At 65.4% G+C, this 23,267-nt stretch carries 35 protein-coding genes and 1 riboswitch; of the genes, 33 read left to right on the forward strand and 2 right to left on the reverse strand.

Translation table 11 applies throughout. From position 1 onward, the window contains the following. Window positions 1-8 precede the first annotated feature (8 nt). On the reverse strand, window positions 9-170 hold the full coding sequence (locus tag ACODSC_RS03800; RefSeq protein WP_488811929.1) for a hypothetical protein: 162 nt from the start codon (window positions 168-170) through the stop codon (window positions 9-11). Between the two features lie 150 nt (window positions 171-320). On the opposite strand from ACODSC_RS03800, the gene ACODSC_RS03805 reads away from it, so the two are divergent. The 3 genes from ACODSC_RS03805 (at window position 321) to ACODSC_RS03815 (ending at window position 3,375) form a co-directional block, all read left to right on the forward strand. Next, a complete protein-coding gene (locus ACODSC_RS03805; protein ID WP_488811931.1) occupies window positions 321-1,481 on the forward strand; it encodes a GNAT family N-acetyltransferase in 1,161 nt (386 codons plus the stop codon). Window positions 1,482-1,491: 10 nt separating this feature from the next. After that, window positions 1,492-2,406 (forward strand): transcriptional regulator, encoded by a 915-nt coding sequence (locus ACODSC_RS03810; protein WP_488811933.1) that lies wholly within the window; start codon window positions 1,492-1,494, stop codon window positions 2,404-2,406. Between the two features lie 84 nt (window positions 2,407-2,490). Further along, the gene (locus ACODSC_RS03815; protein ID WP_488811935.1) at window positions 2,491-3,375 is read left to right on the forward strand and encodes a head GIN domain-containing protein; all 885 of its coding nucleotides are present in this window, start codon (window positions 2,491-2,493) and stop codon (window positions 3,373-3,375) included. A 136-nt stretch (window positions 3,376-3,511) separates the two neighbouring features. On the opposite strand, the gene ACODSC_RS03820 is transcribed toward ACODSC_RS03815, so the two are convergent. Next, window positions 3,512-4,264, reverse strand: a complete 753-nt coding sequence (locus ACODSC_RS03820; RefSeq protein ID WP_488811937.1) for a porin — start codon at window positions 4,262-4,264, stop codon at window positions 3,512-3,514. Between the two features lie 253 nt (window positions 4,265-4,517). After that, window positions 4,518-4,720, forward strand: a riboswitch (cobalamin riboswitch). A 110-nt stretch (window positions 4,721-4,830) separates the two neighbouring features. Here ACODSC_RS03820 and metE point away from each other — a divergent pair. From metE to rplQ, 30 genes are all read left to right on the forward strand, one after another. Beyond that, complete coding sequence (gene metE / locus ACODSC_RS03825; protein ID WP_488811939.1) at window positions 4,831-7,182, forward strand: 5-methyltetrahydropteroyltriglutamate--homocysteine S-methyltransferase; 2,352 nt, start codon at window positions 4,831-4,833, stop codon at window positions 7,180-7,182. Further along, the gene (locus ACODSC_RS03830) at window positions 7,179-7,943 is read left to right on the forward strand and encodes an acyl-CoA thioesterase (protein ID WP_488811941.1); all 765 of its coding nucleotides are present in this window, start codon (window positions 7,179-7,181) and stop codon (window positions 7,941-7,943) included. The genes metE and ACODSC_RS03830 overlap by 4 nt, the downstream gene beginning before the upstream one ends. 294 nt (window positions 7,944-8,237) lie before the next feature. After that, window positions 8,238-8,543, forward strand: coding sequence for a 30S ribosomal protein S10 (gene rpsJ / locus ACODSC_RS03835; protein ID WP_003164367.1), 306 nt, complete (start codon window positions 8,238-8,240; stop codon window positions 8,541-8,543). 21 nt (window positions 8,544-8,564) lie between these two features. Continuing rightward, window positions 8,565-9,314, forward strand: a complete 750-nt coding sequence (gene rplC / locus ACODSC_RS03840; RefSeq protein WP_055753390.1) for a 50S ribosomal protein L3 — start codon at window positions 8,565-8,567, stop codon at window positions 9,312-9,314. Beyond that, entirely contained in the window at window positions 9,314-9,952 is a 639-nt protein-coding gene (gene rplD, locus ACODSC_RS03845; protein ID WP_488811944.1) for a 50S ribosomal protein L4, read from the forward strand. The genes rplC and rplD overlap by 1 nt, the downstream gene beginning before the upstream one ends. Continuing rightward, complete coding sequence (locus ACODSC_RS03850) at window positions 9,952-10,254, forward strand: 50S ribosomal protein L23 (protein ID WP_304937258.1); 303 nt, start codon at window positions 9,952-9,954, stop codon at window positions 10,252-10,254. The genes rplD and ACODSC_RS03850 overlap by 1 nt, the downstream gene beginning before the upstream one ends. Before the next feature lie 4 nt (window positions 10,255-10,258). Further along, window positions 10,259-11,095: a 50S ribosomal protein L2 gene (rplB, locus tag ACODSC_RS03855; RefSeq protein WP_008259904.1), complete on the forward strand. Its 837-nt coding sequence runs from the start codon at window positions 10,259-10,261 to the stop codon at window positions 11,093-11,095. Between the two features lie 2 nt (window positions 11,096-11,097). Then, entirely contained in the window at window positions 11,098-11,376 is a 279-nt protein-coding gene (rpsS, locus tag ACODSC_RS03860) for a 30S ribosomal protein S19 (protein WP_488811947.1), read from the forward strand. A 3-nt stretch (window positions 11,377-11,379) separates the two neighbouring features. Next, window positions 11,380-11,760: a 50S ribosomal protein L22 gene (gene rplV, locus ACODSC_RS03865; RefSeq protein WP_159844793.1), complete on the forward strand. Its 381-nt coding sequence runs from the start codon at window positions 11,380-11,382 to the stop codon at window positions 11,758-11,760. Further along, window positions 11,760-12,515 carry a 30S ribosomal protein S3 gene (gene rpsC / locus ACODSC_RS03870; protein ID WP_159844791.1) on the forward strand — a complete coding sequence of 252 codons (756 nt, stop codon included), beginning with the start codon at window positions 11,760-11,762 and terminating at the stop codon, window positions 12,513-12,515. Before rplV ends, rpsC begins: the two co-directional genes overlap by 1 nt. A 3-nt stretch (window positions 12,516-12,518) precedes the next feature. Further along, window positions 12,519-12,959, forward strand: a complete 441-nt coding sequence (rplP, locus tag ACODSC_RS03875) for a 50S ribosomal protein L16 (protein WP_087119314.1) — start codon at window positions 12,519-12,521, stop codon at window positions 12,957-12,959. Further along, window positions 12,959-13,156, forward strand: coding sequence for a 50S ribosomal protein L29 (rpmC, locus tag ACODSC_RS03880; protein ID WP_008263673.1), 198 nt, complete (start codon window positions 12,959-12,961; stop codon window positions 13,154-13,156). The genes rplP and rpmC overlap by 1 nt, the downstream gene beginning before the upstream one ends. Before the next feature lie 10 nt (window positions 13,157-13,166). Then, window positions 13,167-13,409, forward strand: a complete 243-nt coding sequence (gene rpsQ, locus ACODSC_RS03885) for a 30S ribosomal protein S17 (RefSeq protein WP_008262472.1) — start codon at window positions 13,167-13,169, stop codon at window positions 13,407-13,409. Window positions 13,410-13,427: 18 nt separating this feature from the next. Beyond that, window positions 13,428-13,796 (forward strand): 50S ribosomal protein L14, encoded by a 369-nt coding sequence (gene rplN, locus ACODSC_RS03890; protein ID WP_003164378.1) that lies wholly within the window; start codon window positions 13,428-13,430, stop codon window positions 13,794-13,796. A gap of 1 nt (window position 13,797) precedes the next feature. Next, complete coding sequence (rplX, locus tag ACODSC_RS03895; RefSeq protein ID WP_488811952.1) at window positions 13,798-14,106, forward strand: 50S ribosomal protein L24; 309 nt, start codon at window positions 13,798-13,800, stop codon at window positions 14,104-14,106. Further along, entirely contained in the window at window positions 14,106-14,666 is a 561-nt protein-coding gene (gene rplE, locus ACODSC_RS03900; RefSeq protein WP_292124260.1) for a 50S ribosomal protein L5, read from the forward strand. Before rplX ends, rplE begins: the two co-directional genes overlap by 1 nt. A 19-nt stretch (window positions 14,667-14,685) precedes the next feature. Beyond that, window positions 14,686-14,991 (forward strand): 30S ribosomal protein S14, encoded by a 306-nt coding sequence (rpsN, locus tag ACODSC_RS03905; RefSeq protein ID WP_008259854.1) that lies wholly within the window; start codon window positions 14,686-14,688, stop codon window positions 14,989-14,991. Between the two features lie 15 nt (window positions 14,992-15,006). Continuing rightward, window positions 15,007-15,405, forward strand: coding sequence for a 30S ribosomal protein S8 (gene rpsH / locus ACODSC_RS03910; protein WP_008262310.1), 399 nt, complete (start codon window positions 15,007-15,009; stop codon window positions 15,403-15,405). Window position 15,406: 1 nt separating this feature from the next. Further along, the gene (rplF, locus tag ACODSC_RS03915) at window positions 15,407-15,940 is read left to right on the forward strand and encodes a 50S ribosomal protein L6 (RefSeq protein ID WP_488811955.1); all 534 of its coding nucleotides are present in this window, start codon (window positions 15,407-15,409) and stop codon (window positions 15,938-15,940) included. A gap of 3 nt (window positions 15,941-15,943) precedes the next feature. Continuing rightward, window positions 15,944-16,300 (forward strand): 50S ribosomal protein L18, encoded by a 357-nt coding sequence (gene rplR / locus ACODSC_RS03920; RefSeq protein WP_135195333.1) that lies wholly within the window; start codon window positions 15,944-15,946, stop codon window positions 16,298-16,300. 12 nt (window positions 16,301-16,312) lie between these two features. Beyond that, window positions 16,313-16,921 carry a 30S ribosomal protein S5 gene (gene rpsE, locus ACODSC_RS03925; protein WP_135195334.1) on the forward strand — a complete coding sequence of 203 codons (609 nt, stop codon included), beginning with the start codon at window positions 16,313-16,315 and terminating at the stop codon, window positions 16,919-16,921. A 3-nt stretch (window positions 16,922-16,924) separates the two neighbouring features. Beyond that, window positions 16,925-17,128: a 50S ribosomal protein L30 gene (gene rpmD, locus ACODSC_RS03930; RefSeq protein WP_135195335.1), complete on the forward strand. Its 204-nt coding sequence runs from the start codon at window positions 16,925-16,927 to the stop codon at window positions 17,126-17,128. A 144-nt stretch (window positions 17,129-17,272) separates the two neighbouring features. Continuing rightward, window positions 17,273-17,866, forward strand: coding sequence for a 50S ribosomal protein L15 (gene rplO / locus ACODSC_RS03935; RefSeq protein ID WP_488811958.1), 594 nt, complete (start codon window positions 17,273-17,275; stop codon window positions 17,864-17,866). A 127-nt stretch (window positions 17,867-17,993) separates the two neighbouring features. Further along, a complete protein-coding gene (secY, locus tag ACODSC_RS03940; protein WP_135195337.1) occupies window positions 17,994-19,373 on the forward strand; it encodes a preprotein translocase subunit SecY in 1,380 nt (459 codons plus the stop codon). A 37-nt stretch (window positions 19,374-19,410) separates the two neighbouring features. Further along, window positions 19,411-19,971: an adenylate kinase gene (locus ACODSC_RS03945; protein WP_488811961.1), complete on the forward strand. Its 561-nt coding sequence runs from the start codon at window positions 19,411-19,413 to the stop codon at window positions 19,969-19,971. 27 nt (window positions 19,972-19,998) lie between these two features. Then, window positions 19,999-20,730 (forward strand): energy transducer TonB, encoded by a 732-nt coding sequence (locus tag ACODSC_RS03950; RefSeq protein ID WP_488811963.1) that lies wholly within the window; start codon window positions 19,999-20,001, stop codon window positions 20,728-20,730. A gap of 128 nt (window positions 20,731-20,858) precedes the next feature. After that, window positions 20,859-21,227: a 30S ribosomal protein S13 gene (rpsM, locus tag ACODSC_RS03955; protein WP_026108555.1), complete on the forward strand. Its 369-nt coding sequence runs from the start codon at window positions 20,859-20,861 to the stop codon at window positions 21,225-21,227. Between the two features lie 9 nt (window positions 21,228-21,236). Beyond that, on the forward strand, window positions 21,237-21,626 hold the full coding sequence (gene rpsK, locus ACODSC_RS03960; RefSeq protein WP_008264180.1) for a 30S ribosomal protein S11: 390 nt from the start codon (window positions 21,237-21,239) through the stop codon (window positions 21,624-21,626). Between the two features lie 91 nt (window positions 21,627-21,717). Then, window positions 21,718-22,737 (forward strand): DNA-directed RNA polymerase subunit alpha, encoded by a 1,020-nt coding sequence (locus tag ACODSC_RS03965; RefSeq protein WP_488811965.1) that lies wholly within the window; start codon window positions 21,718-21,720, stop codon window positions 22,735-22,737. Window positions 22,738-22,845: 108 nt separating this feature from the next. Then, entirely contained in the window at window positions 22,846-23,265 is a 420-nt protein-coding gene (gene rplQ / locus ACODSC_RS03970; RefSeq protein ID WP_488811967.1) for a 50S ribosomal protein L17, read from the forward strand. Window positions 23,266-23,267: the final 2 nt, after the last annotated feature.

Below are 23,267 nucleotides of genomic sequence, written 5' to 3' on the forward strand. Positions count from 1 at the left end.
GGGTACGGTCAGTTCTGCTCGCCGGTGGCGGGATCGGTTTCGGTCTCGCCGGAGTTGGACGACCCTTCCGCGCCCTTGGGCTCGGTGGCGGGACGCGGCGGTTGACCCGGCGCGTCGGGGCGAAGGTTTTCGTTTTCGACCTTGCGGTCGTCGGGGCGTGAATCGGTCATGGTCGTCTCCTTGGGACGAGGGAACGCGCAGGGGGCGGGGCGGCTCCCGTCAACGCGCGTTCACCATGCCGGTGAACCGTGCCGAAACGGGCCGAGGCGCAGGATGAGGCTGGAACGGACCTTGCTGCATGAGGTCGCATGAGGACGCGCATGACCGGATTGCTGCAGGTCGAGATCATAAAGGCGGGGGCGCTGGACGCCGCCGCCGTCGCCCTGTGGCGTGGGTGGACAACTGCCAATCCCGATCTGGCCAGCCCCTATTTCCGTTGGGAGTATGCCGAGATCGCCTCGCGGGTCTGTCCGGGCGCGGCGATCGCGGTGTTTCGGCGGGATGGCGAGATCGTCGGCTTCTTCCCGCATCAGCGGCGCGGCGGAGCGGTGCAGCCGCTGGGCGCGCCGATGAACGACTATCACGGCGTCATCGCGCCCGCAGGCGAGACGATCACGCTGGAAGAGGTGGCGCGGCTGTTGAAGGCCAAGCGGCTGAACGTGCCCGGCTGGATCGGCGCCGGCGAGACCGGGCAGGCGCGCGAGACGGTCCAGGTGGAGATGCCGGAGCCGGGATATGACGCCTGGTACGCCGAGCGGCGCTCGACCTTCGGCAAGTATTTCAAGGACAAGGAACGGGCGCGCCGCAGTCTGGAGGCCGAACTGGGGCCGATCCGGGTGGAGCGGGGGCTGCGCGATCCGGCGCTGCTGGATCATCTGATCGCGCTGAAGGCGGCGCAGTATCGGCGGTCGGGCCTGCACGACATCTTCGCCTGCGGCTGGACGCGGGATTTGCTGCAGGCGCTGATGAGCGAGCCGCGCGCGGACTTCGGCGCCTCGATGGCGGCGATGCATGCGGGCGACAAGCTGGTGGCGGTGGAGTTCTCGCTGCACGCCGGGCGGCACTATCATTTCTGGTTCCCGGTCTATGAGCCGGCGCTGGCGCGCTGTTCACCCGGCATACTGCTGAGCATGGACACGATGCGGCTGGCGGCGGCCGAGGGGTTCCGGGTGTTCGACTTCGGGTTCGAGGGCGAGAGCTACAAGAAGTATTTCGTCAACGCGCGCCAGACGGTGCGCGAGGCCGTTGTGATGCGGCCCGGCGTGACCCAGGTCTTGGGAGACGCCGCCGTGGGCGTGCTGGACCGCGCCGGCGGACGGGGCGAGGCTGTAAGGTCGTCTCTGCGTCGGCGCTGGGCCACCATTGAAGCCTGCGAGGCCACGCCGGTCGGGCGGTTGAGGGGGGCTGCGGTCGCAGCGCGATCCGCCGTCCAGAAGGCCGCCGCCCGCAAGAAGACGCCGGCGCGCGTCGCCCACGCTTGAGGATATGAGCATGACCGAACGCCGCACCCGCTATCCGGGACCGATCGCCGAGGCGAAGACGCACGCCCATACGCTGATCGATCAGGGCTTCGCCGAGGACGCGGCGCTGGCGGCCGTGCTGGATCGCTATCCGGCCGAGCTGTTCGATATCAACCTGTATGACTACGACGACGAGGGGCAGGTCAGCTTGCGCACCGGCGCGCGCGGGCGGCTGTCGGGTGAGGAGTTGCTGGAGGCGATCAAACAGGGTCGGCTGTGGGTCAATCTGCGCGGGGTCGAGACGGGCTGGCCCGAGCTGTGGGCGGCGGCGATGAAGGATTTCACAGCGATCCAGGCGACCTATCCGGGGATGCGGGCGGTCAAGAACGCCGGCCAGCTGATCCTGTCGTCGCCCAAGGCGCGGGTACCCTATCATTTCGACGCGGCGGGGGTGGTGCTGTTCCACCTGCGCGGGCGCAAGCGGCTGTTCGTCTATCCGGGCGACGAGGGGCATCTGCCCGAGCGCAATATGGAACAGGTGGTGGCGCGTCAGACGACCGAGGAGCTGCCCTATACAATGGCGTTCGAGGCTGACGCTCAGGTCATGGATTTGGAGCCGGGGCGGGCGCTGACCTGGCCGCTGTATGCGCCGCACCGGGTGGAGAATCTGGACCGGTTCTGCGTCAGCCTGTCGATGGATTTCCAGACCTGGCCGTCGCGGTTCAGGAATGGGGCCCTGTTCACCAATGCGGTGATCCGCAGCCGGGGCGGCCGGCCACGCTTCACCGACGGCATGACGACGCCGGAGCTGGCGGCGCGTTGGGCCGCGTCGCTGGCGCTGAAGCGGACGGGGGCGATGAAGAGCAAGATCGCGAACTTCCAGCGTGACTTCGAGCCTGAGGTCGGGGCGGCGGACGGGGCCGGGGCGCTAAGGCCCGCCCGTTAATTCGAGTTCATGACCTCGAGTTAAAATGACTTGGGCGTGGGCGGCGCGCACCTTCTCCTCACATTCGGGAAAGGGAAGCCGCACATGAAGACCGTACTGATCGCCGCCGCAGCCGCCACACTGGCGGGCCTGGCCGCCGCGCCCGCTTCGGCCGCAGAAGTCGAGATCCGCGACGCCGTGGCGCGCGTGGTCGTCATCGTCGAGGACCGCCAGGACATCGGCGTCGAGGTGACGCAAGGCCGTTCACGTCTGCCGACCATTCAGGTTCGCCGCAACGGCCGGGACGTGCGGATCGATGGCGGGCTTCGTCGCAACGGCATGTGGGGGAACAACAGCGGCATCCGCAACTGCAACGCCGGCCGGGCCGATGCGTCCCAGCCGGGCCAGGGCGCGACGGCCGAGGTGCGCGACCTGGGGCGGATCCGCCTGGAGGACGCGCCGCTGATCGTGTTGCGGACGCCGCGCAACGTGGAACTGAGCGCGGGCGGGGCAGTGTTCGGCTCGGTCGGGCGCGGCGCGCGGTCCATCGACCTGAACAGCGGCGGCTGCGGCAACTGGAACATCGCCAATGTGGACGGTGATCTGGAACTGGGCGTCGGCGGTTCGGGGTCGATCCGCGCGGGCACGTCGCGCTCGCTGGAGGCCAATGTCGGCGGGTCGGGCTCGATCGCAGCCGGCGCGACCGGAAACCTGAAGGCGGCCGTGGGCGGCTCGGGCAGCGTGGAAATCGCCAGCGCTGGCGGGGAGGGCGACATTTCGATCGGCGGTTCCGGCGGGGTGAATGTCCGTCAGGGGCGGATGGACAAGCTGTCGGTCGCCATCGGCGGTTCGGGCAATGTCCGCTACGGCGGGACCACGCGCGACCTGAGCGTCGCCATCGCCGGATCGGGCGATGTCCGCGTCGGCGCGGCCACCGGCGCCGTATCGCGCACCGTCGTCGGATCCGGAACCTTGCAGATCGGGCGTTAAGACCCGTCTCTCCGCCGCGAGAGGAAAGGCCCCCGGTCGTGGAACCCTGGGGGCCTTTTTCGTGCGCCGCGCAAGAAAAAGCCCCGGCGGATCGCTCCGCCGGGGCTTGTCCTCATCCCGTGAGGGAGGCCGTGTCTTACAGGCCGCCCAGGACGCTGACGATGGACGAAACGCCCAGGCCGGCGCCGGCGCGATCACGCGCTTGCAGACCGCCGCCGAACGAGTAGCGAACGCCCAGCGACCAGGTGTCGACGTCGAGCGAGTCGATGTCGGCGCGGGTGTAGGCGGCGCCGACCGAGAACGGGGTGTTCTCTATTTCGTACTCGGCGCCCACGCCGTAGGTCCAGGCGTCCACGTCGTCGCCCGTGACGTCGACGTTGTTGTAGCTGACGCCGGCGTTCAGGCGCAGGTTCGGCATGACGTAGAAGGCGGCGTCGCCACCAACGGTCCAGATGTCGGCGTCGATGTCATCAGCCGTGGTGTAGGCGACCTGACCGGTCAGGGTCGCGTTGGCCAGATACTTCTGGGCTTCGGCGCCGACGGTCCAGATGGGATCATCGCCCGTGCCGATGCCGTTGGCGGCGACGAAGCCGCCGGCGCGGATGTCGGAGGACCACATCTTGGTCAGGTGGGCGGCGGCGGCGCCGGTGGTTTCGTTCTCACCGAAGGCTTCGACGTGGTCGACGGCGCCGTTCAGGGTCACAGTCCAGTCGGCGGCCGGCAGGGCCACGGTTCCGTCCACGGTCCAGACGTCGGCGTCGACATCGACGGGGCCGGCGTCATACGACGGGTTGGAATAGGTCACGCCGACCGAACCGATGGCGTCCTGGGCGAAGGCCGGGGCGGCGAACAGAGCGGCGGCGGCCGAGGCGAGGAGGATCGTCTTCATTTTCTTTTGTCCTTAGCAGTCTGTGCCCGGATGGGGGTCCGGGGAGGGCGCCTGCTATCAGTATGCGGACGAAGCTGAGCAATAAATCGTCGTTACATAAGTGTCTTGAAACTGTGATGTGGCGGATAAATCACGCGTTGTGGTCGGAATGTGTCACTTGCGCGCACTTGATGGGGCAAGCGGTTAATGCTGGGTAATCCGCATAATCATATAAGCATATCCTTATATGTATTGACGGCCGCGCTTGGTTGGGGTCATGTCGGGTTGTCGTGGTCTCCGCGCGCTCCTCGGGGTGCGTGGAGCTAAGAGGGAAGCCGGTGAGACACCGGCGCTGCCCCCGCAACTGTAAGCGGCGAGTCGAGGGTCCATCTCGTGTCACTGGCGTTCGCGCCGGGAAGGCCGGGCCCGAGGCGTCGACCCGTGAGCCAGGAGACCTGCCCCGACAGATAACGTCCTCCGGCGGGGTGCCCGGTCAGGCCGCATGCGCGCCGCCGGACCCTTTGCGTCCGCGACGGCGTCCGCGCGACCCTGTCCGAAACCTGGCCACAGCACAGGTTTCGAATGTCATGACCCGCCATACCGTCCAGGTCGCCACCCTCGGCTTTCCCCGCATCGGCCCCAAGAGGGAGCTGAAGACCGCGCTCGAAGCCCATTGGGCCGGCAAGATCGACGCAGAGACCCTGCTGTCCACCGCCGCCGAGCTGCGCGGCCTGACCTGGGCGCGGCAACGCGAGCTGGGCGCCGACATCGTGCCGTCCAACGACTTCTCTCTTTATGATCAGGTGCTGGATCTGACGGCCATGGTCGGGGCTGTGCCGGCCGCCTTCGGCTGGAGCGGAGAACGGGTCGATCTGGCCACCTATTTCGCCATGGCCCGTGGGTCGCGCGGCGACGCCCAGGTCTGCAAGCACGGTCACACTCATGGCGGAGGCAATCCCGCCTCGGGGGGCGTGCCGGCGATGGAGATGACCAAGTGGTTCGACACCAACTACCACTATCTTGCGCCTGAGTTTACGGCCGACCAGGTGTTCCGCCTGGGTTCGACCAAGGCGCTGGACGAATATCTGGAAGCCAGGGCGCAGGGGATCGAGACCCGGCCGGTGCTGTTGGGGCCGGTGTCCTATCTGCTGCTGGGCAAGACGCGCGGCGAGGCCTTCGACGTGCTGAGCCTGCTGCCGCGTTTGTTGCCGGTCTATGCCGAGGTGCTGCGCTCGCTGGCGCGGGCGGGGGCGACCTGGGTGCAGTTGGACGAGCCCTGCCTGGTCACCGATCTGAGCGACGAGGCGAAGGCCGCCTATGATCTGGCCTATCGCGTGCTGACGGACGTGACGCCGCCGATCAAGGTGATGCTGACGACCTATTTCGGGGCGCTGGGCGACAATCTGGAGACGGCGCTGAAGCTGCCGGTGCAGGGTCTGCACATCGATCTGGTCCGCGCGCCGGAACAGCTGGCGCAGGTGGCGTCGGCCGCTCGTCCCGATCAGGTGCTGTCACTGGGCGTCATCGACGGCCGCAATGTGTGGAAGGCCGATCTGAACGCCGTGCTGGACCGGGTCGAGCCGCTGGTGGCCGCTGGTCGTCAGGTGGTGATCGCGCCGTCCTGCTCGCTGCTGCACACGCCCATCGACCTTGATCGGGAGACGGCGCTGGATGCGGAGATCAAGGACTGGCTGGCGTTCGCGGTACAGAAGGTTGGCGAACTGGCGATCCTGGCGCGGGCCCTGAACGAAGGTCGGTCGGCGGTGAAGGCCGAACTGGACGCCTCGACGGCCTCGGTCGCCTCGCGCCGCACCTCGCCGCGCATCAATGATCCCAGGGCGCAGGCGCGGGCGGCCGATGCCGATCCGGCGCTGGCGAACCGAAGCTCCAGCTTCGAGATCCGGCGCGGGGTGCAGCAGCGCCGGCTGAACCTGCCGGCCTATCCGACCACGACCATCGGCTCCTTCCCGCAGACCTCGGAGGTCCGCAAGGCGCGGGCGGACCACGGCAAGGGCGTCATCGACGATGCGACCTATGCCCGGTTCCTGCGCGAGGAGACCGCGCGGACGGTGAAATGGCAGGAGGACCTGGGGCTGGACGTGCTGGTGCACGGCGAGTTCGAGCGCAACGACATGGTGCAGTATTTCGGCGAGCAGCTGTCAGGCTTTGCTTTCACCAAGGCGGCGTGGGTGCAGTCCTATGGCTCGCGCTGCGTGCGGCCGCCGATCATCTATGGCGACGTATCGCGGCCCAGGCCGATGACGGTGGAGTGGTGGCGTTACGCCCAATCCCTGACCGACCGGCCGATGAAAGGAATGCTGACCGGGCCGGTGACGATCCTGAACTGGTCGTTCGTGCGCGACGACCAGCCGCGCAGCACAACCTGCCGCCAGATCGCCTTCGCCATCCGCGACGAGGTGACGGACCTGGAGACGGCGGGCGCGGCCGTGATCCAGATCGACGAGGCGGCCTTGCGCGAAGGCCTGCCGCTGCGTCGGGCGGACTGGGCGGGGTATCTGGAGTGGGCGGTGGAGAGCTTCCGCATCACGGCCTCCGGGGTACGGGACGAGACCCAGATCCACACCCACATGTGCTATTCCGAGTTCAACGACATCATCCAGTCCATCGGGGCCATGGATGCGGACGTCATCTCCATCGAGACCTCGCGGTCGCGGATGGAACTGCTCGACGCCTTCTCCGACTACCGCTATCCGGCAGAGATCGGGCCCGGCGTCTATGACATCCACTCGCCGCGCGTGCCGTCGGTGGAAGAGATCGCGGCCCTGCTGACGGCGGCGGCGGGCAAGCTGCCGGCGGATCGGCTGTGGGTGAACCCGGACTGTGGACTGAAGACGCGGGGCTGGCCCGAAACCGAGGCGGCGCTGACCAATATGGTCTCGGCCGCGAAGACCGCGCGGCAAGAGGCGGCGCGGGCGTGAGCGTCACGCTTATAGACATGGTGTTCCCTGGGGACGCCAACCACCACGGCACATTGTTCGGGGGCGTCGGTCTGGCGCACCTGGACAAGGTCGCCTTCCTGGCCGCTGCGCGTCATGCGCGGCGGCCCACCGTGACGGCCGGGTGCGAGCGGATAGACTTCGCCGCACCGGCCCGGATCGGCGAGATGGTCGAGGCGACGGGCAAGGTCGTGCGCGTCGGGCGCACGTCGATGGGTGTCGAGGTCGAACTCTGGGCTGAGGCGCCGGTCAGCGGCGAGCGGCGGCTGTGCACGCGGGGCGTCTTCAATATGGTGGCGCCGCGCGGGGAAGGGCAGGGCGATCTGCCGCCTTTGCAGGAAGACACGCCCGTGGACGACGGCTGGCTGCGGGCTGTGGAGATGGTCTTTCCGACCTGGACCAATCACTACGGCACGCTTTACGGCGGCGATGCGCTGAAGCTGATGGGCAAGGCGGCCTTCATCTGCGCGACCCGCAAGGCCAGGGCCGTCATGGTCATGGCGGCGTCGAACCGCATCGACTTCTCCTCTCCCATAAGAGAAGGCGACATGATCGAACTGGCGTCGCGCGCGACGAAGGTCGGTCGGACTTCGGTGACCATAGAGGTCGAACTGTGGGCCGAGGGACTGCTGACCGGCGAGCGGCGACGGTCTGCGGCGGCCGAGTTCGTCATGGTGGCGGTCGATGAAGCCGGGCGGCCCAGGCCGATTTCGCGCCCGGCGCCGGCGTTGGAAACGGCCTGACGAAATCCTGTGTCAGCACCGGTTTGCGCGCTTGACGAAATCAGAATCGGTAGGCATAAGCCACCACTCTTGTTGGACCGGCTGTGCACTTCGGTGCAAACGCGGTCCGCAGGAACGACCTAAGTCACTGTTCTTTGCAGCTTCTTGGGATTCAACGGCCTTCGCGGGCGACTGCGTGGGCCGATCGTTTTTGCGGATTTGCGTTCCCTGAGGGCTTTTTGCCCGAAGGCCTTCGGTCTTTGAAATGGTTCACAGGGACGCGGTCCTCCGACCGCATTGGAAGTAAGCACCGATATGGATCAAAGCATCCGCATCAGGCTCAAGGCCTTTGATCACCGCGTCCTCGATTTCTCGACGCGCGAGATCGTCAATACAGCCAAGCGCACCGGCGCGACCGTTCGCGGTCCGATTCCGCTGCCGACCCTGATCGAGAAGTTCACCGTGAACCGCTCTCCGCACGTCGATAAGAAGTCGCGTGAGCAGTTTGAAATCCGCACGCACAAACGCGTGCTCGACATCGTCGACCCCACCCCGCAGACCGTGGACGCGCTCATGAAGCTCGACCTGTCCGCCGGCGTGGACGTCGAGATCAAGATTTAAAGTAGAAAGAGGCGGGATCCGATGCGCACGGGCGTGATCGCCAAGAAGCTGGGCATGACCCGCGTGTTCGCCGATGACGGCGCGCACGTACCGGTCACTGTGCTTCAGCTCGACGGCTGCCAAGTCGTCGGCCAACGTACCCAGGAGCGTGACGGTTACGTCGCCCTCCAGCTGGGTGCTGGCACGAAGAAGGCCAAGAACACTAACAAGGCTCAACGCGAGACCTTCGCCAAGGCGGAAGTCGAACCGAAAGCCTATGTGACCGAGTTCCGCGTCGATGCGGATGGTCTGCTGGACGTGGGCGCCGAGCTGTCGGCCGAACACTTCCTGGTGGGCCAGAAGGTCGACATCCAGGGCGAGACCATCGGTAAGGGTTTCGCCGGCGCCATGAAGCGCTGGAACTTCGGCGGCCTTCGCGCCACCCACGGCGTTTCGGTCTCGCACCGTTCGCACGGTTCGACGGGTAACCGTCAGGACCCGGGTCGCACGTTCCCCGGCAAGAAGATGGCCGGCCATTACGGCACGGAAACCGTCACCACCCAGAACCTGACCGTCGTCCGCGTGGACGCCGAGCGTGGCCTGATCCTGATCAAGGGCGCTGTCCCCGGTCACGACGGCAGCTACGTCAAGGTTCGCGACGCCATCAAGAAGGCTCGTCCGGCTGACGCTCCGTTCCCCGGTGCGCTGAAGTCGAGCAAGTCTGCTGCTCAACCCGCCTCGACCCCGGCTGAAGAAGCCCCCGTCGAAGCGACCGAAGGCGGTGAAGCGTAATGAAACTCTCTGTCATCAAGCTCGACGGCAAGGCTGCTGGCGACGTGGAACTGTCGGACGCCGTCTTCGGCATCTCCGACATCCGCGGCGACATCCTGGCCCGCACCGTCAACTGGCAACTGGCCAAGCGCCGCGCCGGTACGCACAAGGTTCAAACCCGCAACGAGAACTCTCGTACGGGCAAGAAGATGTACAAGCAAAAGGGCACCGGCGGCGCTCGTCACGGTTCGCGCCGTGCACCGCAGTTCGTTGGTGGTTCGCGCGCCTTTGGTCCGATCGTTCGCGATCACGGCTTCTCGCTGCCGAAGAAGATCCGCGCGCTGGCCCTGCGTCACGCCCTGTCTTCCAAGGCCAAGTCGGGCGACCTGATCATCGTCGACACCGTCTCGGTCAAGGAAGCCAAAACCGCCTCGCTGCGCGAGACGCTCGGCAAGCTGGGCTGGACCAAGGCTCTCATCATCGCGGGTCCCGAAGTCGACACGAACTTCGGCCTGGCCGCTCGCAACATCCCGCACATCGACGTGCTGCCGAACGCCGGCCTGAACGTCTATGACATCCTGCGGGCTGACAAGCTGGTCCTGACCAAGGCCGCCATCGAGGCGATCGAGGCCCGCTTCAGCGATAAGGAAGCCGCGTAATGGCCGCTCAACCTACCGCCAAACACTACGACACGATCCTCTCGCCGATCATCACCGAGAAGGCCACGATCCTGTCCGAGCAGAACAAGGTCGTCTTCCGCGTCGCCGACACGGCGACCAAGGACGAGATCGCCGCGGCGGTCGAAAGCCTGTTCAAAGTCAACGTCCTGAAGGTCAATACCCTGGTTCAAAAGGGCAAGACCAAGCGCTTCCGGGGTATCCTGGGTCGCCGGGTCGACATCAAAAAAGCGATCGTGACGCTGGCCGACGGCCAGTCGATCGACGTCACCACGGGGCTCTGATCAGATGGCCTTGAAACATTACAATCCGACCTCGCCGGGCCGTCGCGCCCTCGTGCTGGTCGACCGTTCGGAGCTCCACAAGGGCCGTCCGGAAAAGTCGCTGACCGAAGGCCTGACCAAGTCGGGCGGACGCGGGCAGGGCGGTCGCATCGCGGTCCGCTTCCGTGGCGGCGGCGCCAAGACCCTGTACCGCAAGATCGACTTCAAGCGTCGCAAGTGGGACATGGTCGGCACGGTCGAGCGCCTGGAATACGATCCGAACCGCACGGCCTTCATTGCCCTCGTGACCTACGAAGACGGCGAGAAGACCTACATCATCGCGCCGCAACGCCTTAAGGCCGGCGACACGGTGATCGCGGGCGAAAAGACCGACGTGAAGCCGGGCAACGCCATGCCGCTCCGTTCGATGCCGGTGGGTACGATCATCCACAACATCGAAATGAAGCCGGGCAAGGGCGCTCAGCTGGCCCGTTCGGCCGGCGCCTACGCCCAGCTGGTGGGTCGCGATCAGGGCTACGCCCAGATCCGTCTCGGCTCGGGCGAACTGCGCATGGTCCTGGACGGCTGCATCGCCACGGTGGGCGCGGTTTCGAACCCCGACCACATGAACCAGAACCTGGGCAAGGCCGGTCGCAAGCGTCACATGGGCTTCCGCCCGCACGTTCGCGGCGTCGCCATGAACCCGATCGACCACCCGCACGGTGGTGGTGAAGGCCGGACCTCTGGTGGTCGTACCCCGGTTACCCCGTGGGGCAAGGACACCAAGGGCACTCGTACCCGCAAGAACAAGGCTACGGACAAGTACATCATCCGTACCCGCCACGTTAAGAAGGCTCGCTAAGAATGGCCCGCTCCTCCTGGAAAGGCCCGTTTGTCGACGGGTATCTGCTCAAGAAGGCCGACGCCGTTCAATCGTCGGGCCGCAAGGACGTGATCAAGACCTGGTCGCGCCGCTCCACCATCCTGCCGCAGTTCGTCGGTCTGACGTTCGGCGTCCATAACGGTCAGAAGCACGTGCCCGTGTCGGTCTCGGAAGAGATGGTCGGCATGAAGCTCGGCGAGTTCGCCCCGACCCGGAGTTTCCCGGGTCACGCGGCGGACAAGAAGGCCAAAAGGAAGTAACTGATGGCCCAGACAAAAAATGAGCGTCGGGTCGCCCCGACCGAGGCCCGCGCCAAGCTGGTCAACGTACGCATCAGCCCGCAAAAGCTGGGCCTGGTCGCCGCATCGATCCGCGGCATGCCGGTCCAGAAGGCGCTGAACGAGCTGGAATTCAGCCGTAAGCGTATCGCGACCGACGTCCGCAAGGTCCTGTATTCGGCGATCTCGAACGCCGAGAACAACCACAACCTCGACATCGACAACCTTGTCGTCGCCGAGGCCTATGTGGGCAAGAACCTGGTGATGAAGCGTTTCGCGAGCCGTGCTCGTGGTCGTTCGTCGCGCATCCTGAAACCGTTCAGCGAGATCACCATCGTGGTCCGTGAAGCCGGCGAGGCCGCCTGATGGGTCAGAAAATCAATCCGATCGGTCTGCGCCTTGGCGTGAACCGTACGTGGGACAGCCGTTGGTTCGCCGCGGGCGCCGACTACTCCCGCCTGCTGCACCAGGACCTGAAGCTGCGCGAGTGGCTGCGGGAACGTCTGGGCGCTGCCGGCGTGTCGCGCATCATCATCGAGCGTCCGCACAAGAAGTGCCGCATCACCATCTACGCCGCCCGTCCGGGTGTCGTGATCGGTAAGAAGGGCGCTGACATCGAGAAGCTCCGCAAGGACATCTCGGCGCGCACCGAAGGTGAAGTTCACCTGAACATCATCGAAGTCCGCAAGCCGGAAACCGATGCGCAACTGATCGCTGAGAACATCGCGCAACAACTGGAACGCCGCGTGGCCTTCCGTCGCGCCATGAAGCGTTCGATGCAGTCGGCGATGCGTCTGGGCGCCAAGGGCATTCGTATGAATGTCTCGGGCCGTCTGGGCGGCGCCGAAATCGCGCGGATGGAATGGTATCGCGAAGGTCGCGTGCCGCTTCACACGCTGCGCGCCGACATCGACTATGGTTTCTACGAAGCCAAGACGACCTACGGCATCATCGGCGTGAAGGTCTGGGTCTTTAAGGGTGAAGTGCTGGAGCACGATCCCATGGCGCAGGACAAGCGTTGGGCCCAGGAAGCGTCGGGTCCGTCCTCGAACGAAGGCCGCGAACGCGGCGGCCCCCGTGGCGACCGCGGTCCGCGTCGCGACCGGGGACGTGAGAACTAAGTCATGTTGCAACCGAAGAAGACCAAGTACCGCAAGGCCTTCAAGGGCCGGATCCATGGCTCGGCCAAGGGCGGCTTCTCGCTGAACTTCGGGTCGTATGGCCTGAAGACGCTGGAGCCGGAACGCATCACTGCGCGTCAGATCGAGGCGGCTCGCCGCGCGATCACGCGCCAGATGAAGCGTCAGGGCCGAGTCTGGATCCGCGTCTTCCCCGACCTGCCCGTCACGGGCAAGCCGGCCGAAGTCCGGATGGGTAAGGGCAAGGGCGCCGTGGACCACTGGGCCGCGCGCTGCCACCCTGGCCGTATCCTGTTTGAAATCGACGGCGTTCCGGACGATGTCGCCCGCGAAGCGCTCCGTCTCGGCGCCGCCAAGCTGCCGGTCCGCACCAAGGTCGTGACCCGTATCGACGCCGGCGTCGCTCATGTCGAGGTAGCCGCCTAATGACCAAGATCGCCGATCTGCGGTCGCAAACGACCGACCAACTGTCCGACGAGCTGCTGAAGCTCAAGAAGGAACAGTTCAACCTGCGCTTCCAGGCGGCCACCGGCCAAATGGAAAAGACTCACCGCGTTGGTGAAGTCCGCAAAGACATCGCTCGCATCTCGACGCTTCTGCGCGAGAAGCGTGCGGCCTCGTAAGGAAACGAATATGCCCAAGCGAATTCTTGAAGGCGTGGTCGTGTCCGACAAGGGCGAAAAGACCGTCGTCGTGAAGGTGGAGCGCACGCTGCTGCACCCTGTTCTGAAGAAGATCGTTCGTCTTTCGAAGAAGTATCACGCGCACGACGAAGCCAACGCGCTCAAAGTCGGCGACATCGCTCGCATCGTCGAGTGCGCCCCGAAGTCCAAACTGAAGCGCTGGGAAGTCCTTTCCAACGCCTCCGCCTCGTAATCAGAAGGATCTGATCTTATGATCCAGATGCAAACTAACCTGGAAGTGGCCGATAATTCGGGCGCCCGCCGGGTCATGTGCATCAAGGTGTTGGGCGGCTCCAAGCGCCGCTACGCCTCGATCGGCGACACAATCGTCGCCTCCGTGAAGGAAGCCATCCCTCGCGGCCGCGTGAAGAAGGGCGACGTTGTTCGCGCCATCGTCGTGCGCACCGCCAAGGACATCCAACGCAAGGACGGCTCGGTCATTCGTTTTGACAAGTCGGCCGCCGTCATCGTCAACAAGCAGAACGAGCCTGTCGGAACGCGGATCTTCGGCCCGGTTCCCCGCGAACTGCGCGCCAAGAACCACATGAAGATCATCTCGCTGGCTCCGGAGGTCCTGTAACATGGCCGCCAAGATCAAGAAGGGCGACCGCGTCGTCGTCCTCACCGGCAAGGACAAGGGCCGCACGGGCAACGTGCTGAAGGTCCTGCCTTCCGAAAACCGCGTCCTCGTCGAAGGCTGCAACATGGTTCAGCGCCACACGCGCCCGAGCCAGGCTGACCCGCAGGGCGGTATCAAGAACAAGGAAGCCTCGCTTCACCTGTCGAACGTCGCGATCGCCGACGCCAACGGCAAGGCGACCCGCGTCGGCTTCAAGATCGATGGGGACACCAAGGTCCGCATCGCCAAGACGACGGGAGACGTCATCTGATGGCTACCGAGAAATACACCCCGCGCCTCAAGGCCGAATATCAGGCCCGCATCCGTGCGGAAATGAAGACCAAGTTCGGCTACACGAACGAAATGCAGGTGCCCAAGCTGGACAAGATCGTCCTGAACATGGGCATCGGCGAAGCCGTCGCGGATTCCAAGAAGGCGAACGCCGCCCTCAAGGATCTGACGGCCATCGCCGGTCAGAAGGCCGTCGCCACCAAGGCCCGTAACTCCATCGCCGGCTTCAAGCTGCGCGAAGGCATGGTCATCGGCGGCAAGGTCACCCTGCGCGGCGACCAGATGTACGAGTTCCTGGACCGGTTCATCACGATCGCGCTGCCGCGCGTGAAGGATTTCCGTGGTCTGAAGGGCACGTCCTTCGATGGTCGCGGCAACTACGCCACGGGTCTGAAGGAACACATCGTGTTCCCGGAGATCAACTACGACCAGATCGATCAGATGTGGGGCATGGACATTGTCGTCTGCACCACGGCCAAGACCGATGAGGAAGCCAAGGCTCTCCTCACCGAGTTCAAGTTCCCGTTCGTGAAGAACTGAGCGGGAAGGGAAGAGAACAATGGCTAAGAAAAGCGCCGTAAACCGCAACGAAGCCGTCAAGGCCCTGGTTGCGAAGTATGCCGCGAAGCGGGCCGCCCTGAAGGCGACCGCCAACGACGAAAACCTGCCGCTTGAGGAGCGTTTCGATGCGCGCCTGAAGCTGGCTGAACTGCCGCGCAACTCCGCGCCGACCCGCATTCGCAACCGCTGCGAAGTGACCGGTCGTCCGCGTGCGTTCTATCGCAAGCTCAAGATGAGCCGGATTGCGCTGCGTGAACTCGGCAACCAGGGCCAGATCCCTGGCCTGACCAAGTCCAGCTGGTAAGGGGAGCGAACAGACATGATGATCAACGATCCCCTGAGCGACATGATCGCTCGCATCAAGAACGCGGCGACCCGCAAGCGTTCCAAGGTGCTGACCCCGGCCTCGCGTCTGCGCCAGCGCGTCCTCGACGTGCTGCAGGACGAGGGCTACATCCGCGGCTACAACCTGGTTCAGAACCCGGGTGAGTTTCCGCAGTTCGAGATCGAGCTGAAGTACTTCGACGGTCAGCCCGTCATCGCCGAGATCGCTCGCGTGTCCAAGCCGGGCCGCCGCGTCTATTCGGCGATCGGCGATCTGAAACCCGTCAAGAACGGCCTCGGCATCTCGATCCTCTCGACTTCGAAGGGCGTCATGTCCGACGCCTCCGCCCGCGACGCTAACGTCGGCGGCGAAGTCCTCTGCAGGGTCTACTGATATGTCCCGTATTGGCAAGAAAACCATCGCTGTGCCGAAGGGCGTGACTGTCACGCTCGACGGCCAGAACGTCACCGTGAAGGGCCCCAAGGGCGAAAGCTCCTGGACCGTCGCCGAAGAAATCGAAGTCACCCAGGAAGGCGACGAACTGTCGCTGGGTCTGCGGTCGGACACGCAACGCGGTCGCGCGATGTGGGGCCTGTCGCGCACCCTGGTCGACAACATGGTCGTCGGCGTCACCACGGGCTTCGAGAAGTCGCTGGAGCTGGTCGGCGTGGGTTACCGCGCCGCGATGAAGGGCGACGCCCTTTCGCTGCAGCTCGGCTTCTCGCATGAAGTCGATATCGCTCCGCCGGCCGGCGTCAGCTTCGCAGTGCCGAAGCAGACCGAGATCAAGGTCTCCGGCGCTGACAAGCAAGCCGTCGGTCAGATCGCCGCGGTCATCCGCAAGCTGCGTCCGCCGGAGCCCTACAAGGGCAAGGGCGTCCGTTACGCGGGCGAGAAGGTCCGTCGCAAGGAAGGCAAGAAGAAGTAAGTCATGGCTCTTTCTCTTCGACAACAAGCCAAGCGCCGCTCGGAGCGCACTCGTCGCCGCCTGAAGGCTGTCGCCAACGGTCGCCTTCGTCTGTCGGTCAGCCGTTCGGACAAGAACATCTCGGCCCAGATCATCGACGACGCCCAAGGCGTGACCGTCGCGTCTGCCTCGTCGCTGGAAGGCGGCAAGGGCAAGCGTGGTTCGGACACCGCTGCGGCCGCCGCGATCGGCAAGCTGATCGCCGAGCGCGCCATCGAGAAGGGCGTCAAGGACGTCGTCTTCGACCGTGGCGAGTACATCTATCATGGACGGGTCAAGGCGCTGGCGGAAGCCGCGCGTGAAGCCGGCCTGAACTTCTAAGGGACGCGACAGATGGCGCATCAACCCCAACGTGGCGGCGGCGGCAACGACCGCAACCGTCGTGACAACCGCAATGGCCCCCAAGCCGATGGTCCGGATTCGGACATCGTCGAGAAGCTGGTCCACATCAACCGCGTCGCCGCCACCGTCAAAGGCGGCCGTCGTTTCTCCTTCGCAGCCCTGATGGTCGTCGGCGACGGCAAGGGCCGCGTCGGCTTCGGTCACGGCAAGGCGCGCGAAGTGCCGGAAGCCATCCGCAAGGCGACCGAAGAAGCCAAGAAGACGATGATCCGCGTTCCGCTCCGCGAGAACCGCACCCTGCACCACGACGGCAACGGCCGTTGGGGCGCCGGCAAGATCATGATGCGCGCCGCCCCTCCCGGGACCGGCGTCATCGCAGGCGGTCCGATGCGCGCCGTGCTCGAAACCCTCGGCGTCCAGGACGTCGTGGGCAAGTCGACCGGTTCGTCGAACCCCTACAACATGATCCGCGCGACGTTCGAAGCGCTGAAGGTCCAGTCCTCGCCTCGTCAGGTTGCGTCCAAGCGCGGCAAGAAGGTTGCGGATCTGATGGGCCGTCGCAACGACGGCGCTTCGACGCCCGAAGCTGTGGAGTCCTAAATCATGGCCCCGTCCAAGAAGACCGACGCCAAGACCGTCACCGTCAAGCAGACCGGTTCGCCGATCCGCCGCAAGAACGACCAGCGCGCCACCCTGGTGGGCCTGGGTCTGAACCGCCTGGGTCGTGAATCGACCCTGGAAGACACGCCTTCGGTTCGTGGGATGATCGCCAAGGTCGCCCACCTGACCGAGATCGTCGAAAAGTAAGCCGTTTCGCCCTTTCCCGAACCCGGGGGAGGGCGTTTCTGCACTTGCGAATACCCCGAGGGTCGCCTATCAGCGGCCCTTAAATTTTTTACAGCCGAGTTCGGATCAATGGTCCGGGCGCTAGCACCCGAAAGGATCAGGCATATGAAACTGAACGAAATCCGCGACAACGAAGGCGCGCACAAGAAGCGCATGCGTGTCGGCCGTGGCCCCGGTTCGGGCAAGGGCAAGACCGCTGGCCGTGGCGTCAAGGGTCAGAAGTCGCGTTCGGGCGTCGCCATCGGCGGCTTCGAAGGCGGCCAAATGCCGCTGTACATGCGTATGCCCAAGCGCGGCTTCAACAACGCCAACGCTCTGAAGCTGGCGGAAGTGAACCTGTGGCGCCTGCAAGACGCCGTCGACGCCGGCAAGCTGGATGCCAAGTCGGAACTGAAGGGCGACGCCCTGGTCGCCGCCGGCGTGATCCGTCGCGTCAAGGACGGCGTGCGTCTGCTGGGCACCGGTGAGCTGAAGCAAGCCCTGAACCTGGTCGTCTGGTCGGCCACCTCGGGCGCCATCAAGGCCATCGAAGCCGCTGGCGGTTCGGTCGTGCAAGAGCGCATCGCCGCCGAAGCCAAGGCCGCTGCGCGCGTCGAGAAGCGCAACGCCGCCAAGGGCAAGGCTCCGGCTCCCAAGGCGCCGCGCGGCGACGAGAACAAGATCTCGGCCCGCACCAAGCGCGCCGCCGCCAACGCCTGATCAACGCGTCGTTGCGGTCGCTTAGGCCGTGGCCTGAACACATCGCAGCGACGAAAGAACGGAAGCGGCCTCGCAAGAGCGCCGCTTCTCGCCTATCTGACGACTCAATCAGTCGTGGGGACGCATAATGGCTTCGGCCGCAGAACAACTCGCCGCCAATATGAACATGGGCTCGTTCGCGAAAGCGACCGAGCTGCACAAGCGCCTGCTGTTCACGCTGGGCGCGCTCCTGGTCTATCGGATCGGGACGTATGTGCCGATTCCGGGCATCAACTCGCAGGCCTTCCTGCAGTTCTTCCAGGACCCGTCGGGTCAGCGCGGCATTCTGGACATGTTCAACATGTTCTCGGGCGGCGCCGTCGAGCGTATGGCCATCTTCGCGCTGAACGTGATGCCGTACATCTCGGCCTCGATCATCGTGCAGCTGATGGGCACCGTGTATCCGCCGTGGGAGAAGCTGAAGAAGGAAGGCGGCGAAAGCGGCCGCAAGCAGCTGAACCAGTACACCCGCTATCTGACGGTGTTCCTGGCGCTGGCGCAGTCCTTCGGCATCGCGGCGGGCCTGAACAGCACCGCCGGCCTGGTCGACAATCCGGGCATCTTTTTCATCGCCTCGACGGTCGTGACCCTGACCGGCGGCACCATGTTCCTGATGTGGCTGGGTGAGCAGGTGACGGCGCGGGGCGTCGGCAACGGCATCTCGCTGATCATCTTCGCCGGCATCGTGGCGGTCCTGCCGTCCACCATCGCTCGCCTGCTGGGCCTGGCCCAGCAAGGCCAGATGTCGGCCTTCGCCCTGCTGTTCATCGCCGTGCTGGCGGTGGCCACCGTGGTCTTCATCGTCTTCATGGAACGCGCCCAGCGCCGGCTTCTGATCCAGTATCCGAAGCGCCAGGAAGGCAACCGCATGGCCGGCGGCGAGCGTTCGTTCCTGCCGCTGAAGGTCAACACCGCAGGCGTGATCCCGCCGATCTTCGCCTCGTCGCTGCTGATGCTGCCGACGACGGTGGCGACCATGACGGCCAACGCCGACCTGCCCAGCTGGATGAGCTGGCTGCCGCTGGTGACGGCGCAGCTGACGCACGGCCAGCCGCTGTTCATGGCGCTGTACGCCGCCCTGATCGTCTTCTTCTGCTTCTTCTACACCTCGATCACCTTCAACCCCGAGGACACGGCCGAGAACCTGCGCAAATACGGCGGCTTCCTGCCGGGCATTCGTCCGGGCAAGCGCACGGCGGAATATCTGGACTATGTCCTGACCCGCCTGACCGTGATCGGCGCCGCCTACATCACCGCCGTCTGCCTGCTGCCGGAGTTCCTGGTCGCCCAGATGGGCAACAGCCTGTACTTCGGCGGAACGTCTATCTTGATCGTCGTGTCGGTCACGATGGACACTGTGGCTCAGATTCAGTCCCAACTGCTGGCGCACCAGTACGAAGGCCTGATCAAGAAGGCGAAGCTGCGCGGTCGTGGCGGTCGTGGCGCGCCCACGCCCGTGCGCCGCTAGGTCTTAAGCTGACAGACGCCCAGGGGAGGGCTGAAGCATGAACTTGATCCTGTTTGGACCGCCGGCGGCGGGCAAGGGCACCCAGGCGAAGCGGCTGGTGGAAGAGAAGGGCATGGTCCAGCTCTCCACCGGCGACATGCTTCGCGCGGCGATCGCCTCTGGCTCGGAGTTGGGGCTCAAGGTCAAGGACGTGCTGGCGCGCGGCGACCTGGTCACCGACGAGATCGTCATCGCCCTGATCGAGGATCGCCTGACGGAGGCCGAGGCCGCCGGCGGCGCCATATTCGACGGCTTCCCTCGCACGGTGGCCCAGGCCGAGGCGCTGGACGAGATGCTGGCGAAGCGCGGCGTGCAGATCGACGCCGTCGTGCGGCTGAAGGTCGACGACCACGCCCTGACCGAACGGATCGCCAAGCGGTTCGCCGAACAGGGACGGCCCGACGACAATCCCGAATCGTTCAAGGTCCGGCTCGAGGCCTACAACCGCAACACCGCGCCTCTGCTTCCCTATTACGAAGCCCAGGGCAAGCTGACCGAGGCCGACGGCATGGGCTCGATCGAGTCCGTGGCCAAGGCCATAGACGAGGCTCTGGCCTGATTTGCGATTTCGGGCGTTGAACGCCTGATGACCGAACAGGCCGACCCCAATCCTGAGAAGACCCGCCAGCGGCGCTGGCGCATGGCGGGCGTTTTCGTCGCCGTCGCCGTCGCCGAGATCGGCCTGTTCCTGTTGCTGGGACAGGTGAGGGGGCCGATTCAGACGCCTGTGACGGAGCCGCCGCCGTTCGAGGTCGTGCTCTACGATCCTCCGCCGCCCATCTCCGAAGAGCCGCCGGCCCCTGAGACGGGAGGCGGGGCGCCCGCCGCGCCCTCGGTCATTCACACGCCGCCGCCTCCGCCCAGGGAGCGCCCGCGCGAAGTTCCTGCGCCGCCCGTCAAGGCGCCCGAGCCTGCGCCTGTCGTCGGTATCGCCCCAGCGCCGTCGCCCCAGCCCGGCTTCGGCCAGGGCGGGCAGGGGATCGGCGACGGTTCGGGCGTCGGGTCGGGATCCGGCCCCGGCAGCGGTTCGACCGGACCGCGCCTGGTCACCGGCCCCACCATCGGCCAGATTCGCGCCAACCATCCCTCGGGCGCACGCAGTCGCTATGGACGTGTAGAGCTGTCGTGCGTCATTCGCCTGGACAGCCGGCTGGATGGATGCCGGGTGGTGGACGAGACGCCGCCGGGCCTGGGCTTTGGGGCGGCGGGCTTGCAGGTCGCCGGCTATTTCCGGTTTCAGCCCCCCACCGAGGACGGCCGCCCCGTCGAGGGCCAGCGGGTCACTGTGGGCGTGGACTTCGGCCGTCCGCCACGCTGACGCCGCCCTAGATGTTGACGCCTCGTGAATCACATGTATAAGGGCGCCTTCCCGCGAAGGGCGCCACGCTCCTGGTCTGTTGACCGGAGCGTTTGTTGCGTCTGACTAACGCGTATCTGGAGAATTTCGTGGCCCGTATTGCTGGCGTCAACATCCCGACCAACAAGCGCGTTGAAATCGCGCTTCAGTACATCCATGGCATCGGCCCTGCCGCCGCCAAGGACATCACCGAAAAGGTGGGCATCGAGCCCGCCCGTCGTGTGAACCAGCTGACGGACGCCGAAGTCCTGTCGATCCGCGAGACGATCGACAAGGATCACACCGTCGAGGGCGACCTGCGCCGCGAGACGTCGATGAACATCAAGCGTCTGATGGATCTGGCCTGCTATCGCGGCCTGCGTCACCGCAAGGGCCTGCCGGTCCGCGGCCAGCGCACCCATACGAACGCCCGCACCCGCAAGGGTCCCGCCAAGCCGATCGCCGGCAAGAAGAAGTAAGACAGACACATGGCCAAGGAACCGGGTCGCGTAAAGAAGCGCGAGCGCAAGAACATCACCTCCGGCGTCGCCCACGTGAACGCCAGCTTCAACAACACCATGGTGACCATCACCGATGCACAAGGAAACGCGATTTCCTGGTCGTCGGCCGGTCACATGGGCTTCAAGGGCTCGCGTAAGTCGACGCCTTACGCCGCCCAAATGGCTGCGGAAGACGCCGGCAAGAAGGCGCAGGAACACGGCGTCAAGACGCTGGAAGTGAACGTCTCGGGTCCGGGTTCCGGCCGTGAATCGGCCCTGCGCGCGCTGCAGTCGGTCGGTCTGACGATCACGACCATCCGCGACGTCACCCCGATGCCGCACAACGGTTGCCGTCCGCCCAAGCGTCGTCGCGTCTAAGCGACCCCGCCCAAAGCACCCCCATCTCCGTCCGCTCCACCATGGCCTCGTCGACAAGGCCGGAGCAGGCGAAACCCGTTCGAGGGACAAAATGATCGAAAGAAACTGGCAAGAGCTGATCCGTCCCGAGAAGCCGCAGATCGAGATCGGTTCCGACGCCCAGCGCAAGGCGCGCCTGGTGGCCGAACCTCTCGAGCGTGGCTTCGGCGTGACGCTCGGCAACGCGCTCCGTCGCGTTCTGCTGTCCTCGCTGCAAGGCGCGGCCGTCACCGCCATCCAGATCGACGGCGTCGTTCATGAATTCTCGTCGCTGGAAGGCGTACGCGAAGACGTGGTCGACATCGTCCTGAACATCAAGCAACTGGCGCTGCGCATGCACGCCGAAGGCCCCAAGCGCATGACCCTGCGCGCCACGGGCCCCGGCGTCGTGACGGCCGGCCAGATCGACGTGCCGGCGGACATCGAGGTTCTGAACCCCGATCACGTCATCTGCACCCTGGACGACGGCGCGTCGGTCCGCATGGAACTGACCGTCCAGAACGGCAAGGGCTATGTGGCCGCCGAGCTGAACCGTCCGGAAGATGCGCCGATCGGCCTGATCGCCGTCGACGCCCTGTATTCGCCGGTCAAGCGCGTCGCCTATCGCGTCGAGCCGACCCGTCAGGGCCAGTCGCTGGATTACGACAAGCTGCTGCTGGAAGTCGAAACCAACGGTGCGGTCACGCCGGTTGACGCCGTGGCCTATGCCGCGCGCATCCTGCAAGACCAACTGCAGATCTTCATCACCTTCGAAGAGCCCAAGAAGGCTGTCGAGCAGTCGGACGGCAAGCCCGACCTGCCCTTCAACCCGGCCCTTCTGAAGAAGGTGGACGAGCTGGAGCTGTCGGTTCGTTCGGCCAACTGCCTGAAGAACGACAACATCGTCTACATCGGCGACCTGATCCAGAAGACCGAGGGCGAAATGCTTCGCACCCCGAACTTCGGCCGCAAGTCGCTGAACGAGATCAAGGAAGTTCTGACGACGATGGGTCTCAGCCTCGGCATGGACGTGCCGAACTGGCCCCCCGAAAACATCGAAGATCTGGCCAAGAAGTTCGACGACCAGATCTAAGTTCAACCCTCCGCCCGTCTCCCTTGGGAGAATGTCGGGGCGGTTAGAAGATTACGAGCCTAGGTCTTCCTCAACGAAGATACCGGGCTCGGAGTAGGAGAGACCCAGATGCGCCACGGCGCCGCCCATCGTAAACTCGGTCGCACGACCAGCCACCGCACCGCCATGTTCGCGAACATGGCCGCCTCGCTGATCAAGCACGAGCAAATCACCACGACCCTGCCCAAGGCCAAGGAACTGCGTCCCTTCGTCGAGAAGCTGGTCACCCTGGCCAAGAAGGGCGATCTGCACGCGCGTCGTCAGGCCATCAGCCAGGTTCGCGACGTGCCGCAGGTCGGCAAGCTGTTCGAAACGCTCGGCCCGCGCTACAGCGAGCGTAACGGCGGCTATATCCGCATCATGAAGGCCGGCTTCCGCCACGGCGACAACGCCCCTATGGCCGTCATCGAGTTCGTCGATCGCGACGTCGAAGCCAAGGGCAAGGACTCCGGTCCGGTCCTGGCCTTCGAAGGCGGCGACGAAGACTAAGA

The organism is Brevundimonas sp. FG128 (assembly GCF_057809775.1).